The sequence below is a fragment of the Lactobacillus sp. 3B(2020) genome, from assembly GCF_013487845.1.
Taxonomy (GTDB): domain Bacteria; phylum Bacillota; class Bacilli; order Lactobacillales; family Lactobacillaceae; genus Limosilactobacillus; species Limosilactobacillus alvi.
On record NZ_CP047410.1, the window covers coordinates 1,719,510 to 1,733,454 of the forward strand.

General features: G+C 44.5%; 17 protein-coding genes and 3 tRNA genes. 2 read left to right on the forward strand and 18 right to left on the reverse strand.

The features are described from left to right. Positions 1 to 159 precede the first annotated feature (159 nt). From GTO83_RS08660 to GTO83_RS11005, 4 genes are all read right to left on the reverse strand, one after another. Positions 160 to 231: transfer RNA gene (locus GTO83_RS08660), tRNA-Arg, on the reverse strand. A 288-nt stretch (positions 232 to 519) separates the two neighbouring features. After that, positions 520 to 603, reverse strand: a tRNA-Leu gene (locus GTO83_RS08665). A gap of 26 nt (positions 604 to 629) precedes the next feature. Then, positions 630 to 701: transfer RNA gene (locus GTO83_RS08670), tRNA-Arg, on the reverse strand. A 99-nt stretch (positions 702 to 800) separates the two neighbouring features. Continuing rightward, on the reverse strand, positions 801 to 932 hold the full coding sequence (locus GTO83_RS11005; RefSeq protein ID WP_006916985.1) for a hypothetical protein: 132 nt from the start codon (positions 930 to 932) through the stop codon (positions 801 to 803). Positions 933 to 1,203: 271 nt separating this feature from the next. On the opposite strand from GTO83_RS11005, the gene GTO83_RS11010 reads away from it, so the two are divergent. After that, positions 1,204 to 1,338, forward strand: coding sequence for a hypothetical protein (locus GTO83_RS11010; RefSeq protein ID WP_255463119.1), 135 nt, complete (start codon positions 1,204 to 1,206; stop codon positions 1,336 to 1,338). A 319-nt stretch (positions 1,339 to 1,657) separates the two neighbouring features. Here the strand turns inward: GTO83_RS11010 and GTO83_RS08675 are convergent, their stop codons facing one another. The 13 genes from GTO83_RS08675 to GTO83_RS08735 all read right to left on the reverse strand — a co-directional run bounded on the left by GTO83_RS08675 (position 1,658) and on the right by GTO83_RS08735 (position 11,464). Beyond that, the gene (locus GTO83_RS08675) at positions 1,658 to 2,404 is read right to left on the reverse strand and encodes an acyl-[acyl-carrier-protein] thioesterase (RefSeq protein WP_180870458.1); all 747 of its coding nucleotides are present in this window, start codon (positions 2,402 to 2,404) and stop codon (positions 1,658 to 1,660) included. A 19-nt stretch (positions 2,405 to 2,423) separates the two neighbouring features. Next, positions 2,424 to 3,296: a 16S rRNA (cytidine(1402)-2'-O)-methyltransferase gene (gene rsmI / locus GTO83_RS08680; protein ID WP_180870460.1), complete on the reverse strand. Its 873-nt coding sequence runs from the start codon at positions 3,294 to 3,296 to the stop codon at positions 2,424 to 2,426. Positions 3,297 to 3,304: 8 nt separating this feature from the next. Further along, entirely contained in the window at positions 3,305 to 3,649 is a 345-nt protein-coding gene (locus tag GTO83_RS08685; protein ID WP_180870461.1) for a DNA replication initiation control protein YabA, read from the reverse strand. Continuing rightward, entirely contained in the window at positions 3,642 to 4,655 is a 1,014-nt protein-coding gene (gene holB, locus GTO83_RS08690) for a DNA polymerase III subunit delta' (RefSeq protein WP_180870463.1), read from the reverse strand. Before holB ends, GTO83_RS08685 begins: the two co-directional genes overlap by 8 nt. Before the next feature lie 32 nt (positions 4,656 to 4,687). Beyond that, on the reverse strand, positions 4,688 to 5,008 hold the full coding sequence (locus tag GTO83_RS08695) for a cyclic-di-AMP receptor (protein WP_180870465.1): 321 nt from the start codon (positions 5,006 to 5,008) through the stop codon (positions 4,688 to 4,690). Positions 5,009 to 5,028: 20 nt separating this feature from the next. Next, positions 5,029 to 5,667, reverse strand: coding sequence for a dTMP kinase (gene tmk / locus GTO83_RS08700; protein ID WP_180870466.1), 639 nt, complete (start codon positions 5,665 to 5,667; stop codon positions 5,029 to 5,031). 9 nt (positions 5,668 to 5,676) lie between these two features. Continuing rightward, positions 5,677 to 5,925, reverse strand: coding sequence for a YaaL family protein (locus GTO83_RS08705; RefSeq protein ID WP_180870468.1), 249 nt, complete (start codon positions 5,923 to 5,925; stop codon positions 5,677 to 5,679). Positions 5,926 to 5,927: 2 nt separating this feature from the next. Continuing rightward, positions 5,928 to 6,527: a recombination mediator RecR gene (gene recR / locus GTO83_RS08710; RefSeq protein WP_180870470.1), complete on the reverse strand. Its 600-nt coding sequence runs from the start codon at positions 6,525 to 6,527 to the stop codon at positions 5,928 to 5,930. Beyond that, the gene (locus tag GTO83_RS08715; RefSeq protein ID WP_180870472.1) at positions 6,527 to 6,835 is read right to left on the reverse strand and encodes a YbaB/EbfC family nucleoid-associated protein; all 309 of its coding nucleotides are present in this window, start codon (positions 6,833 to 6,835) and stop codon (positions 6,527 to 6,529) included. The genes recR and GTO83_RS08715 overlap by 1 nt, the downstream gene beginning before the upstream one ends. A gap of 23 nt (positions 6,836 to 6,858) precedes the next feature. Continuing rightward, the gene (gene dnaX / locus GTO83_RS08720) at positions 6,859 to 8,562 is read right to left on the reverse strand and encodes a DNA polymerase III subunit gamma/tau (protein WP_180870473.1); all 1,704 of its coding nucleotides are present in this window, start codon (positions 8,560 to 8,562) and stop codon (positions 6,859 to 6,861) included. A 155-nt stretch (positions 8,563 to 8,717) separates the two neighbouring features. Continuing rightward, positions 8,718 to 9,266, reverse strand: a complete 549-nt coding sequence (hpf, locus tag GTO83_RS08725; RefSeq protein WP_180870475.1) for a ribosome hibernation-promoting factor, HPF/YfiA family — start codon at positions 9,264 to 9,266, stop codon at positions 8,718 to 8,720. A gap of 198 nt (positions 9,267 to 9,464) precedes the next feature. After that, positions 9,465 to 10,151 carry a ComF family protein gene (locus GTO83_RS08730; RefSeq protein ID WP_180870477.1) on the reverse strand — a complete coding sequence of 229 codons (687 nt, stop codon included), beginning with the start codon at positions 10,149 to 10,151 and terminating at the stop codon, positions 9,465 to 9,467. Then, the gene (locus GTO83_RS08735; RefSeq protein ID WP_180870479.1) at positions 10,148 to 11,464 is read right to left on the reverse strand and encodes a DEAD/DEAH box helicase; all 1,317 of its coding nucleotides are present in this window, start codon (positions 11,462 to 11,464) and stop codon (positions 10,148 to 10,150) included. The genes GTO83_RS08730 and GTO83_RS08735 overlap by 4 nt, the downstream gene beginning before the upstream one ends. Positions 11,465 to 11,530: 66 nt before the next feature. Here GTO83_RS08735 and GTO83_RS08740 point away from each other — a divergent pair, with 66 nt between their 5' ends. Beyond that, positions 11,531 to 12,172, forward strand: coding sequence for a YigZ family protein (locus tag GTO83_RS08740; RefSeq protein ID WP_180870481.1), 642 nt, complete (start codon positions 11,531 to 11,533; stop codon positions 12,170 to 12,172). A 69-nt stretch (positions 12,173 to 12,241) separates the two neighbouring features. Here GTO83_RS08740 and GTO83_RS08745 read toward each other — a convergent pair whose 3' ends face one another. Then, the gene (locus GTO83_RS08745; protein WP_370524271.1) at positions 12,242 to 13,624 is read right to left on the reverse strand and encodes an MFS transporter; all 1,383 of its coding nucleotides are present in this window, start codon (positions 13,622 to 13,624) and stop codon (positions 12,242 to 12,244) included. Positions 13,625 to 13,945: the final 321 nt, after the last annotated feature.

The window sequence follows — 13,945 nt, forward strand, 5'->3', positions numbered from 1 at the left end:
TTGAAAATTCTCTGATGCTAAATAAGACCAGATTGCGCACAAGGTGCCGCGAACCACATCATCCCAAGTTTTTTACCCGCAACCTGCTTATCCATCGCGGGAAAAATTTTCGATATACGAAAAAACAGGATGAAGCTTTTACTTCATCCTGTTTAATTATGCGCCCCCGGGGAGTCGAACCCCGATCTCGAGAACCGGAATCTCACGTGCGATCCATTACACTAAGGGCGCATCAGCATTAACTATTATACATAAACAGGCCCTAAATTACTAGCCTTTTTTGCATAATTTTCATTTGTTACTAGCGATACCATCGATCGCCCTAACGTTGTTATTTTACACCAAAGATATTACTTTGACAATAACACTTCTAAGTCAAAAGCAACTTTTACCATCCGCAAAATCGCATTGGTCAAACTATCACCCCCTTTACAAACTTAGCAAATAAAACTAGGGGATGAAAAAAAGAGGTTAGAAAGAAACTTGTGCTTCTTCCTAACCTCTTCTTTCGTTGTCTAATGCCCCAAACAGGATTCGAACCTGTACATGGTTACCCATACAACGACCTGAACGTTGCGCGTCTGCCAATTCCGCCACTGGGGCAGCGAAATATATTTATATATAACAAATGCGCCCCCGGGGAGTCGAACCCCGATCTCGAGAACCGGAATCTCACGTGCGATCCATTACACTAAGGGCGCGTTATCAACAGGTATTATAATACCTGATTGATAACCAAATTGCAAGTATTCTTCTGAACATTCTCAGAAAACTTAACTAGCAATTGATTATCGATAAATTTACTTTTCGTCAGCTGGCTTTTCCTTGGCCCACTTACGAATTTCTTCGATTTTCTTTTCCTTCAATGCCCGCTTGTACTTTGGAGCAACTGGGCGACGGCCTTGTACACCATGTGGATGTGCTTTACGCATGCTATCTGCCTCCTTTTTTCTATCGTCAATAATCAACATTCCGATTGTAACTAAATCTAGCCAAAAAATCAACCTTTAACAGCCACTTTTTAATTTTACCACTTTATCCCTACTAGACCACGATTGATAAACCCTTGTCAAAAATGTAATATTAAAAGGGCTTGCTAACTATACCAATTTTGATTATGATAGTGTCATATCAGATTTAATAAGTATATAAATCGACTTACCAATAATAAGTTAATACGATCATTAATGGAGGATTTACACAATGCAACGTTTCGAAAAAAACATTCAAAAAGAACTTGATTTAATTAAGGCCCACGCCGAAAATAAGGATCGTCCACAACTCGACCATGAATGTGCCACGATTGAACTTGATTTGATTAGTGAAGATCTAAAATAAAAACGAGAGGAAGATGGGAAAAAAGCTCCTTGACGGCCTGGTTGGGATAAGCAAAACGAAGTTGATTCATTAAAATCGACCTTTCATTCGCCCTGATCCGCTAAGGCCGTGCTTTTTGATCTTAGTACTGAGTAACCTTCGGGGATGAAGAGGGGCTGGGAAGAAACACGAGTTTCTCCCCAGCCCCTCTCTTGCTTTCATCGCTGAATATTATACAGGAACGGCATGGCGGTTACTTCCCTAACGGTCGTACTAACCGATTCAGCCTTGCATAGGATTACAAAGGCCAAACCAGTTGGCTAGTTTGCTCCTTAGGCTACTATACCAATTTCCACTCAAATTCCGCTTCCGCCGCAATTTTTCCTTGGCATTGAATTTGGTGATGAGTGATGATTTGGTTCTTTTCTTCAATTTTAATGAATTGACTATCAACCTTTTCACCGGCCCGGACTTCATGGTCATACTTCATTTTTAGATTAACTAGGCGGTGATGACGCAAAAATTCCCCACCGAGCGGATCTAGTAACCAATCAAAGTAGACCGCGTTGTTAACGTGGTTATTTAGGTCGATATCAAAGAACCGTACCCGGTAATCTAACCTCTCCCAAGCTAGGTCATTCGCCATTAATTGCGGCCGGGCAACCTTTGGTAAGCGGCGACTTTCTTCACTCTGATAAGGAACAATAAGGGGTTCTGGAATGCTTGCTACTTTCCGGGTCGTTAGGTTCATAAAGGCAAACATCCCCTTTACCTTCACTAATTGCTTACCGTCAGCATCATAAACTTCAAAGGTCCGAACAACAAAAAAACGATTATAAGCTTCCACGTAAGTCTTAATCGTTACTGTTTCGTTTTCCCGTGGTAAACGGTCCACATCGCCCGCATAATTGATAATTACCCAACCGCCATCATATTCCTTAATCTTGGCGGTTCCAACTCCCAAAGCGTCGCTATGATCCTCAGAAGCTAGAATTAGGAGGCGAAATAACATAGCAAGCGTTTGGTGGCCCGTAGCGTCGCATTCATAGTATGGCACTTGGTGTTTCATTTCGTAACTCGCAATCATCAGACTTCCCCCTTGCAAATCAATCATTCAACCCGTGATACTGCCGATAAAGTTCTTGGCGTTTAAGCCCCCGTTGTTTGGCCACTAATTTAATGGCCGCATTTGTCGATAGCCCCCTGGCAACTTCCGCGTTGATTTGCTGGATTGGGTCTGCCGCTCCTTGGGCAGCTGGTGCTTTATCCGGGTGGTCATTTCCGGCAACGAGAACGACAAATTCTCCACGAACGGTTTCGGTTTCCGCCCAAGCCAAGGCCTCCCCCAGGGTACCCCGAAGGTATTCTTCGTACCGTTTGGTTAATTCCCGGGCTAAAACGACCCGTCGCTCTTCCCCAAAGGCCTCTACCATTGATTGTAGAGTCTTCTTTAGCCGGTGGGGAGCCTCATAAAAGATCAAAGTTTCCGGACGTTGTTTAAGCTTTAACAAGGCGGTAACCTGTTGTTGGTGCTTACGCTCTAAGAAGCCATAGAAAGTAAAGGGTTGCGGCACTAACCCCGAGGCAATTAAGGCCGTTAAGCCCGCATTAGGTCCCGGTAAAGCCACCACTGGGATCCCCGCTTGGGTTGCGGCGGCTACTAATTCTTTCCCCGGATCAGAAATGGATGGCATCCCCGCATCACTACATTGAGCAACGTCCAACCCCTTTTGGAGGTCAGCAATTAGTTGGGGAACCCGTTGTTCGTAGTTATGTTCATGGAGACTAACCAAGCGTTGCTTAATCTCAAAGTGATTTAATAACTGCTGGGTGTGGCGAGTATCCTCAGCCGCAATTAGGTCAACTGCTTTAAAGATATCCAGGGCCCGAAAAGTTATATCTCCTAGATTGCCAATTGGGGTTGGGACTAGGTAAAGGGTTCCAGTATCAGTTGTTTGAAAACTTCGTACTCGTTGCATTTTTACCCTCACTTTACCTGGTGGCGACCATAAATAGCATCTAAGCAAAAAGTACAAGCTTCATTTTCTTCCAGCCGCTTACCATACATATCATTGCAAACGTGGAAGCCTTCTTGATAAAGCCGTTGGAGCATCTTTCGTGAGTCCGAAAGGCCCTCTTTCTTTTGCTCCCGGTGTTGTTGCTTAATCACTTCATGAAGGTGATCGTTTTCGATTGCCAACTTCGCATTTTCCGCAAGCACTAAACTCAGTTTTTCTGAGAGAACCTCCATACTTTCAACCAGATCTTTCGTTTGCCGCGTTACTTCCGCAAACCGTTCATAAATATCGCTTTTATCAAGGCGATCAACCACGATGCATCCTCCCTTCCAAATTAATGACAGCCAGTTGACGCAAGGTTAATTGCTCAGCAACTGTCTGAAAACTTAAATTTTGATCAAGTAGTTTCCGACACTCTAAGGTTAATTCACTCGCTTGCAAAATCTGCTGGTGAGTTAATTGTCCGACTAGTTGTTCTAATTCTGGCTCCCACTGGCGGTAATGTAAATGATCTGCCAAATCATTTTGGAGCATCAGCCCATCCCGCCAAAGCATGGTGATTAAATCCAACATCACCACGGCTTGCTGACGATCATTCATTAATGGGACTAGCGTAGTTGTGACGTTAACGAAAGCCATTGGGTTTCCTTGGGCGAGGAGCTTAAACCAGCCCCAAACTGCCTTAACCGCTTTGGCAAACCAGTCATCGGCAATTAAACTTTTGGCTAGGTCCGGATCCGTCGTTATCCCCAACATTACTGGCCGGAGATAGTCAGGCACCCCAGCAGCCTTTAGGTTTTGATCAACCGCCTCATGACTAAGGGGAAATAAATCAAGAACTTGCGTCCGCGATTGGATCGTTGGCAAGACAGCATTCTTATTAGTCGTTAACATCAGAATATAGACCCCTGGACCAGGTTCTTCAATAAACTTGAGTAGACTATTAGCTGCACTGACCGTTAATTTTTCAGCATCTTCAATCAAGAAAACCTTGGTCTGGCCTTCCATCCCCGTTTTAGTAAATTCGGCTTTTAAGTGCCGGACCTGGTCAACTTTGATTTGACGGCCTTCTGCTTTTGCTACTACTACATCCGGGTGGTTGCCAGATAAAATCCGTTCACACTCCGGACAGCTTCCATCCGGTTCACCATCTTGAACGTGCTGACAGAATAAGCGGAGGGCCAGCCACTGAGCTAAGGCCTTTTTTCCGGCCCCACTTTGGCCAACTAATAAGTAGGCGTGGGCTAATTCACCTTGGTCAATAATTTGCTTAAAGCGCGCAACCATTTGGGGTTGTAGAACTTCCGCTTGAAAAACCATGGCCCCCTCCTTTCAGCTTTAGTAAGTTTGCGTTAAAAATGGATAAATTGATCGACGGGCAGGACAAAGACCGTTGCCCCACCAACTTGAACGTTCATGGGGACCGAATTAGCCGCATTATCGATATAAGCCGATGGGGCGACAAATTGTTCCCGGGTTTGAGCATTCTCCTTGATAACAGCAAGGGCTTCATCAACCCGCTCGTCATCAACAACGATCATAAAGGTTGTATTTCCTTCGCGCAGAAAGCCCCCGGTTGATTGAAGTTTAGTGGCTCCAATCTTAGCTTTAGCTAGACCCGTTTGGACCTTGGTTGCATCTTTTGGTTGGACAATTGCCATCAACATTTTCATTTTTGTAGCCTCCTTGCTTCTTAAAAGAAACGGTCATTAATCGTTTTTAAAACCGTTTGAATTACCTTTTCTTTGGGCTGGGTGGCATCAATCTTAACGATCCGTTGGGGATGTCGGGTTGCTAGTTGGTCGAAAGCCTGGTGGACCGCTTCATGGAAAGTTAGCGTTTCTTTATCCAGGCGATTAACCTGATCGGCCCGAAACTTAGTAATCCGCTCAATTCCCACTTGGACCGGTAGATCAAGATAGATCGTTAGTTGCGGTAAGCATCCATCGATCGCATACTGGTTTAAATCCCAGATCTGGTCGACTCCAAGATGCCGGCCCGCTCCTTGGTAGGCCACTGAACTATCAACGTACCGGTCAGCCAGGATCAGCTTCCCCGCTGCTAAAAATGGCTTTAGCTTTTGAACCACTAATTGCCGTCGAGCGGCCGCGAAGAGTAAAGCTTCCGTTCGGGGATCCATGTTCGTATTTTGATCATCAAAGAGGACATCGCGGATTTGTTCTGAAATCCGAGTTCCTCCTGGCTCGCGCGTTTCTAAGACTTGGTCAACCCCGAGCTTTTGCTTAAAGTAATCCGCCACCGCCGTCATAACCGTCGTCTTGCCAGCACCATCTGGTCCTTCAAACGAAATAAAAATTCCTTTCTCTGCCATGCTGATCACCTAATTTTGAATTACGCCATCGTTCAATTGCCCATGCAAATGACGTTGCCGAGCTTTATCATATAAATACAGGTACTTTTGTTCTTGGAGTTTGGTACGCTCAACTAACTCCGTATCAACTTGGCTTTCATAAACCGCCCGGGCTGTTTCCTTGGCATGGTCCCAGCTGGCTTTGGTAGCGTAAATCAATTGTAGGAGGTCTTGATCGGTCTCCTGCTTAATATGGTGATGACGTGTAAACAAAGCCATTCTTACATCTCCGTTCTACCTTGAACTGCCTTAAAGAGGGTAACTTCATCAGTGTAATCAATATCTGAACCGGCTGAAAGTCCGTGGGCCAGCCGCGTAACCTTAATCTTGGCCGGCTTAATCAACTTGGCTAAATATTGGGCGGTAGTTTCCCCATCTAATGAAGCGTTTGTAGCCACAATCACTTCGTTGACCTCAGTGTACTGCTTTAACCGTTCAATCAAGGATGGAATATTAATATCCATCGGCCCCGTCCCGGCGCTTGGTGAGATCGTCCCATGAAGGACGTGATACAAACCATGGTATTCGTTCATTCGTTCCATCGCCATGATATCGCGGGAGCGTTCAACTACTAGGATCGTCGTTTGATCTCGGGAAGCATCCTTACAAATTGGGCAAGGATCATCTTCGGTAATATTGCCACACACTGAACAATAATGAAGATCCCGCTTGACGGCTTCCAAAGATTGCGCAAATTCTTTAACGTCATCATCTTCCATCCCCAGGGTAAAGAAGGCCAAACGGGTTGCCGTTTTTTCACCAATTCCGGGGAGTTTCATGTAAGAAGCAATCAGCTTCGCAATTGGTTCTGGATACTGCATTAGAGACCTAAGCCCTTCGTGTACTTACCGAGCTTAGCTTGGGTTGCTTGGTCCAACTTTGCCAAGCCATCGTTAACGGCAGCGACAATCAAGTCACTTAACATATCTGGATCATCAGGATCAATCGCTTCCGGCTTAATTTGTAAGTCAGTCAACTTCTTGTCCCCACTAAAAGTAGCCTTGACCATGTCATCGGGGGCCACCCCAGTGAATGATTGCGCCGCAATTTCAGCTTGTTCTTCCATCATTTTCTTTTGCATCTTTTGGGCTTGCTTCATCATTTGTTGCATGTTCATTCCGCGCATCATATTTTTTTACCATCCTTTATTTATTAATTGTCTTCAACTTTAACCCCATCAGTCCCGAAAAGGCGGTGAGCCTGGGCAACAATGGGATCAGCCGGCGTTTTTGGCTTTTCAGCCGGGGCCACCGCTGCCTTCTTATCATAATATCCCCGTGAGGTTAAGAAATCCTGCCGAATTTTGGGCCATCGCTCACTCGGCACGAAGGCGACGGTCCGGTGCGTCCCGCTAACTTGTTCCAGCGCCTTTCCCAGACTTTCAGCGAGACTACCACCGGCAGCTTGCTCTAGCAGAAAGGCGTTTTCATAAGCGACGACCACTCCGGATGGACTTGCCGCCACTGGCTTCGCCATCCGGATTAAGGAACTTTGAGCTGAATCAAGTAAGCTTAAAGCGTCTCCCCATAAGTCACGGAGGTTAGTAAGATCTCCTTTTGTGGCATGATCAAGGACTTGGTAAACCTGTTCCAAGTTCAAACGGAAATGACTTTGCGGAGTCGTTTTTGGCTGGACAACTGGCTGTTGCCGCCGCATTGCTGGCACAGTTGAGCGTTTCAGTAAATCTTGTATTTGCTTTTGCAAAGTCACAACTTCTTGTTGTAGTTGGTTGACAACTTGGTTATCAACCTTGGCATTCGCTTGAGTTGGTGCTTTTTGTTGACTCAACCGGACCGTTAAGACTTCCAAATAGACATCTGGGTGGGTCGTAAACCGCATTTCTTCTTGAATATCATTTAAGGTATCGATCATTGAATACAAGGTTTGAGCATCTGCCGCCTTGATCAATTCATCAAAGTCTTCGGTAGTTAACCCGGTAGCTTCGACATGCAGGAGCTCCGGCGACTCTTGGTATAAGAGCACATCCCGGATAAAGGAAATCAGGTCTTCGATAAAGCGTTGGCCATCTTTTCCTTGGTCCAATATTTCTCCCATTGTCGTAAGCGCCTGCGCACTCTTACCAGCGGCTACTTGTAAAAAGTACTTTTTTAACAGCTGTTTAGTAACGCTCCCAGTAACTAAGAGGGCATCTTTTAATTCCACCTGATTATCGCTAAAGGAGAGCACTTGATCTAGGATACTTAGTGCATCCCGCATCCCCCCTTCGGCCGCATTAGCAATGACCCAGAGGGCTTTTTCATCATATTGCAATTGCTTTTGATCGAGGATAAACTTCATCCGGTTAAAAGCATCTTGGGGGCTAATTCGCCGAAAATCAAAGCGCTGGACCCGGGAAATAATCGTTAGTGGAATCTTATGCGGTTCCGTCGTTGCCAGAATAAAAATCACGTTGGCCGGGGGTTCTTCCAAGGTCTTTAACAAGGCATTAAAAGCCCCCGTCGAAAGCATATGCACTTCATCAATAATATAAACCTTGTAGTCCGCCTGGGTTGGTGCATACTTAGCCTTATCGCGAATGTCTCGAATTTCTTCAACTCCGTTATTAGAAGCCGCGTCAATTTCAATGACATCGTTTAGTTGACCATTAGTAATAGCCTGACAAGTTTCGCATTCATTACAAGGTTCACCATTAACTTGATGATGACAGTTAACAGCCTTGGCAAAAATCTTAGCCGCCGACGTTTTCCCAGTTCCGCGGGGGCCGGCAAAGAGGTAGGCGTGACTAATTTGATTAGTGATAATGGCATTTTTTAAAGTCGTAACCACTAGCTCTTGCCCAACAACGTCACTAAACCGTTGGGGGCGCCATACCCGGTACAAAGCCTGATAGCTCATTTTACATTTTTTCCTCCTTGCTGCAAAGATTACTCTATCCATTATACAAGCTTTTATAGGTAGTAGGAAACGAAAAATCCGGAAAGCAACCCGCGGGTTCCTTTCCGGATTGACGATTTACATTTCAAACGCTAACGAAATGTTCATCACACAATTTAGTTAATTTCAATCAAACCATACCGGCCGTCCTTACGACGGTAAACAATGCTAGTACCGTTGGTTTCAGAATCTTCAAAGACAAAGAAATCATGGCCCAACATATCCATTTGAAGCACAGCTTCTTCTGAGTCCATTGGTTTCAAAGAGATTTGCTTCGTCCGCACAATCTTTAAGGAATCAGTAGGCGAAGTTGGTTCTTCTTCTTGAGTTGCGACGAATTCAAGTCCCTTGAAGCCCTTTTCACGAGCTTTACGATTTACCTTCGTCTTGTACTTCCGGATTTGCCGTTCAAGTTTATCGGTCACCAAGTCAATGCTTGCATACATATCGTTGGAAGTTTCTTCTGCCCGAAGAGTTAAGTATGGAAGTGGAATCGTTACTTCCACCTTAAATTGCTTGTTAGTGTACACCTTCAAGTTGACGTGGGCAGTCGCTTCAACGTTGTCCTCAAAGTATTTTTCTAACTTACTGATCCGTTTTACAACATAGTCACGGATCGCATCAGTTAAGTCAACGTTTTCTCCGCGAATATTAAATTGTAGCATTGTACCTCTCTCCTTTCAGCACAAGCAACTAGGCTTGTTAATATCAAGAAAGCCCTTTCCTTGATATCTTACCTATATTATAGAGGAATAAATTAAAATATACAATGCTTATCGGAATCGTTTTCTTTTTCTTAGAAAATTCGTTTCAAAGCGTAAAAATTAGCAAATTTTTCAATTTTTATCGATTTTTGGTTCATTTTAATTATTTAATCTTGCCGCGGCTAAAACCAAGCCTTTAATGTCTTGACACCCGGCTGCGTGCAAGGCCTCAATCGCGTGATGAAAGGTTCGCCCGGTAGTGTAAATATCATCAATCAAGACTATTGGACCTTGCGGTAGCGAAATCCCTTTTGTAATTTCAAAGGGCTGCTTGGTGGCTAACCGTTCGGCCCGCGTCTTGGTTGACTGGGCTTGTTTGGTTTTCGCTTTCACTGACAGTAATGGCGTAAGCTTTAAATCTAGCAGCCCCGCGACTTGGTTAAAGCCCCGCGTGAGCATCGTCATCTGGCTCACCGGGACCGGCACAAAATAATCACCTAACTGCTTTGCCCGTTGCGTCAGTTGCGTCCGAAAAACCTGCCGTAAGCGATAATCACCGTGAAATTTATAACGTTGCATAAAGTCATGCATCGCCGAATTATATTGATAACAGGTTGTAACTTCGATCATTGGGGTCCCTTGTTGTTGCCAACGTTGGCAGTCCGTACACAATTTACCACTCGGACTAGTTCGCCCACAACCGACACAATGAGGGCCCTGCCAAGTTTGAAAACTTGCTCGGCAGGTTTGACAAACCAGTGGTACTTGAATGTCGCCTAACAGCAAGAGGGCCTTAAAACTAGGTTGCCAATTTAAGCGACGATTACATAGTAAACAGTTTTTCATTGCAAGCGGCGCCCCTTTTGATTTACTAATTTAATTTGGTGGATTGCTTGAGTAACATTTTTCGCATAAGCACCAATAAAGAAAGTTATGTTTCCAGTTGGTCGTTGGGGTGACCGCCCAACCCGTCCTGCAATTTGCACCAAAGCTGCTGGTGAAAAGATCGGATCATCAGCCCCCAACACTAATAAATCAATTGCCGGGAAGGTTACTCCCCGCTCTAAGATCGTGGTGGTAATCAGAAAATCCAATTCGTGGCGTCGCATCTGCATTACCTTAGCGGCCCGGTCCGGATCAGCAGCATGAACCGTAGTAAAACGAATATTTTTAAACCGTTGCCGCAAAATTGCTGCCACCCCCGATAGATCCGCAATGTGAGGAACAAAGAAGAGAAATTCTCGTTTTTCATTCAGTCGCCGCTTGATCCAGGTAATTAGGCTCGTTGGCAAGTTCCCCTTAGTAACCCGTTTCCGCCAATTACCAACTATGACTGGGTGGATTTCCGGTAAAAGATGGCGATGATAACGGAGTGGTAGATAACTAATCGATAGTTCTTTTTTTCGAACCCGTTGGAGCAAGCGTTGATCCGGAGTAGCCGTCATTAACAAAAGCCCTCCCTTCGGCTTAATAGCTTGCTGAGTTGCAAATAATAACTCTGGGTTCATCGCATACGGAAAAGCATCAACTTCGTCCACAATTAAAAGATCAAAGGCGTGGTAAAAACGTAACAACTGGTGAGTGGTACAAATTGTTAATTGCCGATAAGTATATGGTTCTTCCATACCACCGTACAATAAGGCAATTTCAACATTAAAATCTCGTTTAAATCGGGGATAAAGTTCTCGGCAAACATCGATCCGTGGTGAAGCAATCGCCACCCGTTCTTTTTTCGCTAACGCTTGGGCAATCGCGGGATAGGTCATTTCTGTCTTGCCCGCCCCAGTTACCGCCCACAATAAGTGATGAGCATGAGCCGCCATTTTCGCCTTCACCGTTTCAGCCGCCTTAACTTGGAGTGGTGATAACTCCCCCTGCCACTTCAAAATTGTTACTGGCGGGTTAAATTGATTTGGTTCAGCAACATGGTAAAATTTACATAATGTTGAAACCCGGCCGAGATTAATACAAGCCGGGCAATAATACTGTTGGTTTGGTAAGGCCACTTGATCCTTGGCAAATTGATGATTACAGCGACAACAGCGGATCATTCCGCCCTTAATTTCCATAGTTGGTAGGACCGAAACCGCAGTTAAATCTTTGGCAACCTGGATAATGGGAACTAATTCTCGCCGTCCATACAAAAGTTCCTTTTCCATTTATTCACCTCCCTACTTTATATATACGTAAAAAAATTGAAATTACATTTTTTAAGGAGCAAAAAAATGTCAGAAAATTTTCCCTATCTCACCATTAAAACGGGAACAACCTATGAAGTGGTAATTAAAAAGTCCCGTTTTATCTGTTCATTAACCCGAATTAAAAGTGAAGCCGAAGCGCAAGCTTTTATCGCCGAAACTAGCAAAGCCAACCGGAAGGCTAACCACAATTGTTTTGCCTACTTGCTGGGTGATCAAGACCAGATCCAACGCGAAAGTGATAACGGGGAGCCGAGCGGCACGGCTGGGGTTCCCATCTTAGAAGCCTTAAAAATGGAACATCTCCACGATGTCTGTGCCGTTGTTACCCGGTACTTTGGCGGAATTAAGCTTGGCGCTGGTGGATTAATCCGGGCTTATAGCAACACCACCACTGGGGCAATCCATCAAGCCGGGATCATCAAACGGATCCAACAAGTAACCCTCGACATCACTACTCCTTACTCGCTTTATGACCAGGTCAACTACTACCTCAATCAAGAAACGCTAGCTCAAGCTACTCCAGACTATGGTACTCACGTCATCATTCATGTTTACGTCGATGAAGCCGATGCTGAGCATTACATTACTGAACTTACTAACCGCTTTAATAACCAACTCACAATCCATAAAGGTGAGCTGAGTTTTCATGAGGTTGAGGTTAATTAAAAATAATTTAGGCCACTAATTTAAAGGTTAAAACATCAACCTTCAAATTAGTGGCCTATTTTCTCGACTTTAGTTTGTTTTTCGTAAAGTCACCAAACCTGTTCCGAGAATGATGACACTGCTGATGATAAGTAGCCAATAACCGTGAAGGGTCCCAATTTGGGTTCCAAGTTGGCTTGAATGATTAAGTTGGGCTTGAGCAACGATCATCGCAACTAAGGAAGTCCCCATTGATCCAGCAAATTGCTGGAGGGTATTTAAGATCGCATTCCCTTGGGCCTGGCTTTGGTGGTCTAAACCACTTAAGGAAGTCGTCATGATGCACCCCATCGACATCCCCATTCCGGCCATATAAAGAATGTAGACCAATCCGATAGCCCAACTAGTTTTAACTGCTCCTAGGCTTAGTAAGCCAACCAAAGATAGCAACATTAAACTTTCGCCACTTACAATCGGCAAAAACGGTCCCTTGCGATCTAACAAACGGCCACCGATTGGAGCGGCTAAAGCGCCGCCCAAACCAGCGGGCAAAACGATTACCCCAGCTAAAAAGGCAGATTGATGATTTGCTAACTGGATATAATTAGGCAACAAGAAGGCTAAGCCAAGCGAACACATCTGAGTTAAAAAGAACATTAAGATTAAGCGGCTAAAGCGCTGATGCTTAAACAAGCGCAAATCCAAAAGTGGCCGTTCGATTCGGAAGGTATGACTAAGCAAACCCATTAAACCTAAACACCCCAGAAGTAACATTCCCCCAACTTGCCAGCTTAAAAAGGCATTATTCGTTAAATTGACAAAACCAGTGACAAAACCAACAAACAGTAAAATAATCAGCAATAAGCTTCCCCAATCTAACTGGGTTTGTTCAAGCGCACTTGATTGTTGGATACCCCAAATTCCTAAGACGAGAGAAACGACTAGGACCGGAACTAAACTAAAGAAAACGGCTCGCCAACCAAGCTGGGTCACAACAATTCCTCCAAAAGTTGGCCCTAAAGCCGGTCCAATTCCCGGGATTAAGTTACCGATTCCCATCATTAAGCCAAGGCGTTCCTTGGGGACTTGTTCCAAAATAATGTTAAACATTAACGGGAGGGCAATCCCGGTCCCTAGTCCTTGCACTACCCGGCCAACGAGTAACATTGAGAAATTTATGGCTAACCCGTCGATAAAAATCCCACTTAAAAAGAGTAAATTAGCAACTACAAATAAGCGCTTCATCGGATAGGACTGTTTTAAATACGCTGACGTTGGAACAATAATGGCAATCACCAATAAGTAAGCCGAAGTCATCCACTGAACCTGGTCGGTAGGTACGTTAAAGTCCCGCATTAAAGTCGGAAAGGCGATATTCATTGACGTCTCGACAATAATCCCACTAAACGTTAATAACCCCGTAGCCACAATGGCTGCAATCACTCGAGGTGCTACTTTAATTGTCTTACTCATTGTCATCTTCCTTCACCATTTGCATTAATGACCGTTTAACCACCGTTAGTTCTTCAGAATTAAGTTTAACACTAAGTTTACCTTCCATTTGATAAAGATAACCTTTAATTATTAGGACAAATTCCCAGTCTCAGCTGTCAAATAAGCAGCTTTCCGCTACTAATCAAATTTTGACTCACAAAATTGGCGCAATTTCGGCGTTGTTAACCGTTGAATATGAAATCCGTTCGTTTGTCTTGGGACTTGCTAACTGCTTGGGCTAGTCAGCTAAGTAATTGGTCCAAACCCATTCCGCACTTATTTTAGCTAGCCAACTAGCCA

Bases quoted from the DNA above. Each gene is read 5' to 3' on its own strand.
- GTO83_RS08715 (WP_180870472.1), bottom strand. From the start codon at position 6,835: ATGATGCGCGGAATGAACATGCAACAAATGATGAAGCAAGCCCAAAAG.
- GTO83_RS08745 (WP_370524271.1), bottom strand. From the start codon at position 13,624: ATGAGTAAGACAATTAAAGTAGCACCTCGAGTGATTGCAGCCATTGTG.
- GTO83_RS08675 (WP_180870458.1), bottom strand. From the start codon at position 2,404: ATGATTGCGAGTTACGAAATGAAACACCAAGTGCCATACTATGAATGC.
- dnaX (WP_180870473.1), bottom strand. From the start codon at position 8,562: ATGAGCTATCAGGCTTTGTACCGGGTATGGCGCCCCCAACGGTTTAGT.
- GTO83_RS08730 (WP_180870477.1), bottom strand. From the start codon at position 10,151: ATGAAAAACTGTTTACTATGTAATCGTCGCTTAAATTGGCAACCTAGT.
- recR (WP_180870470.1), bottom strand. From the start codon at position 6,527: ATGCAGTATCCAGAACCAATTGCGAAGCTGATTGCTTCTTACATGAAA.
- holB (WP_180870463.1), bottom strand. From the start codon at position 4,655: ATGGTTTTTCAAGCGGAAGTTCTACAACCCCAAATGGTTGCGCGCTTT.
- GTO83_RS11005 (WP_006916985.1), bottom strand. From the start codon at position 932: ATGCGTAAAGCACATCCACATGGTGTACAAGGCCGTCGCCCAGTTGCT.
- GTO83_RS08735 (WP_180870479.1), bottom strand. From the start codon at position 11,464: ATGGAAAAGGAACTTTTGTATGGACGGCGAGAATTAGTTCCCATTATC.
- GTO83_RS08695 (WP_180870465.1), bottom strand. From the start codon at position 5,008: ATGAAAATGTTGATGGCAATTGTCCAACCAAAAGATGCAACCAAGGTC.
- tmk (WP_180870466.1), bottom strand. From the start codon at position 5,667: ATGGCAGAGAAAGGAATTTTTATTTCGTTTGAAGGACCAGATGGTGCT.
- GTO83_RS08705 (WP_180870468.1), bottom strand. From the start codon at position 5,925: ATGGCTTTGTTTACACGTCATCACCATATTAAGCAGGAGACCGATCAA.
- GTO83_RS08740 (WP_180870481.1), top strand. From the start codon at position 11,531: ATGTCAGAAAATTTTCCCTATCTCACCATTAAAACGGGAACAACCTAT.
- GTO83_RS11010 (WP_255463119.1), top strand. From the start codon at position 1,204: ATGCAACGTTTCGAAAAAAACATTCAAAAAGAACTTGATTTAATTAAG.
- rsmI (WP_180870460.1), bottom strand. From the start codon at position 3,296: ATGCAACGAGTACGAAGTTTTCAAACAACTGATACTGGAACCCTTTAC.
- hpf (WP_180870475.1), bottom strand. From the start codon at position 9,266: ATGCTACAATTTAATATTCGCGGAGAAAACGTTGACTTAACTGATGCG.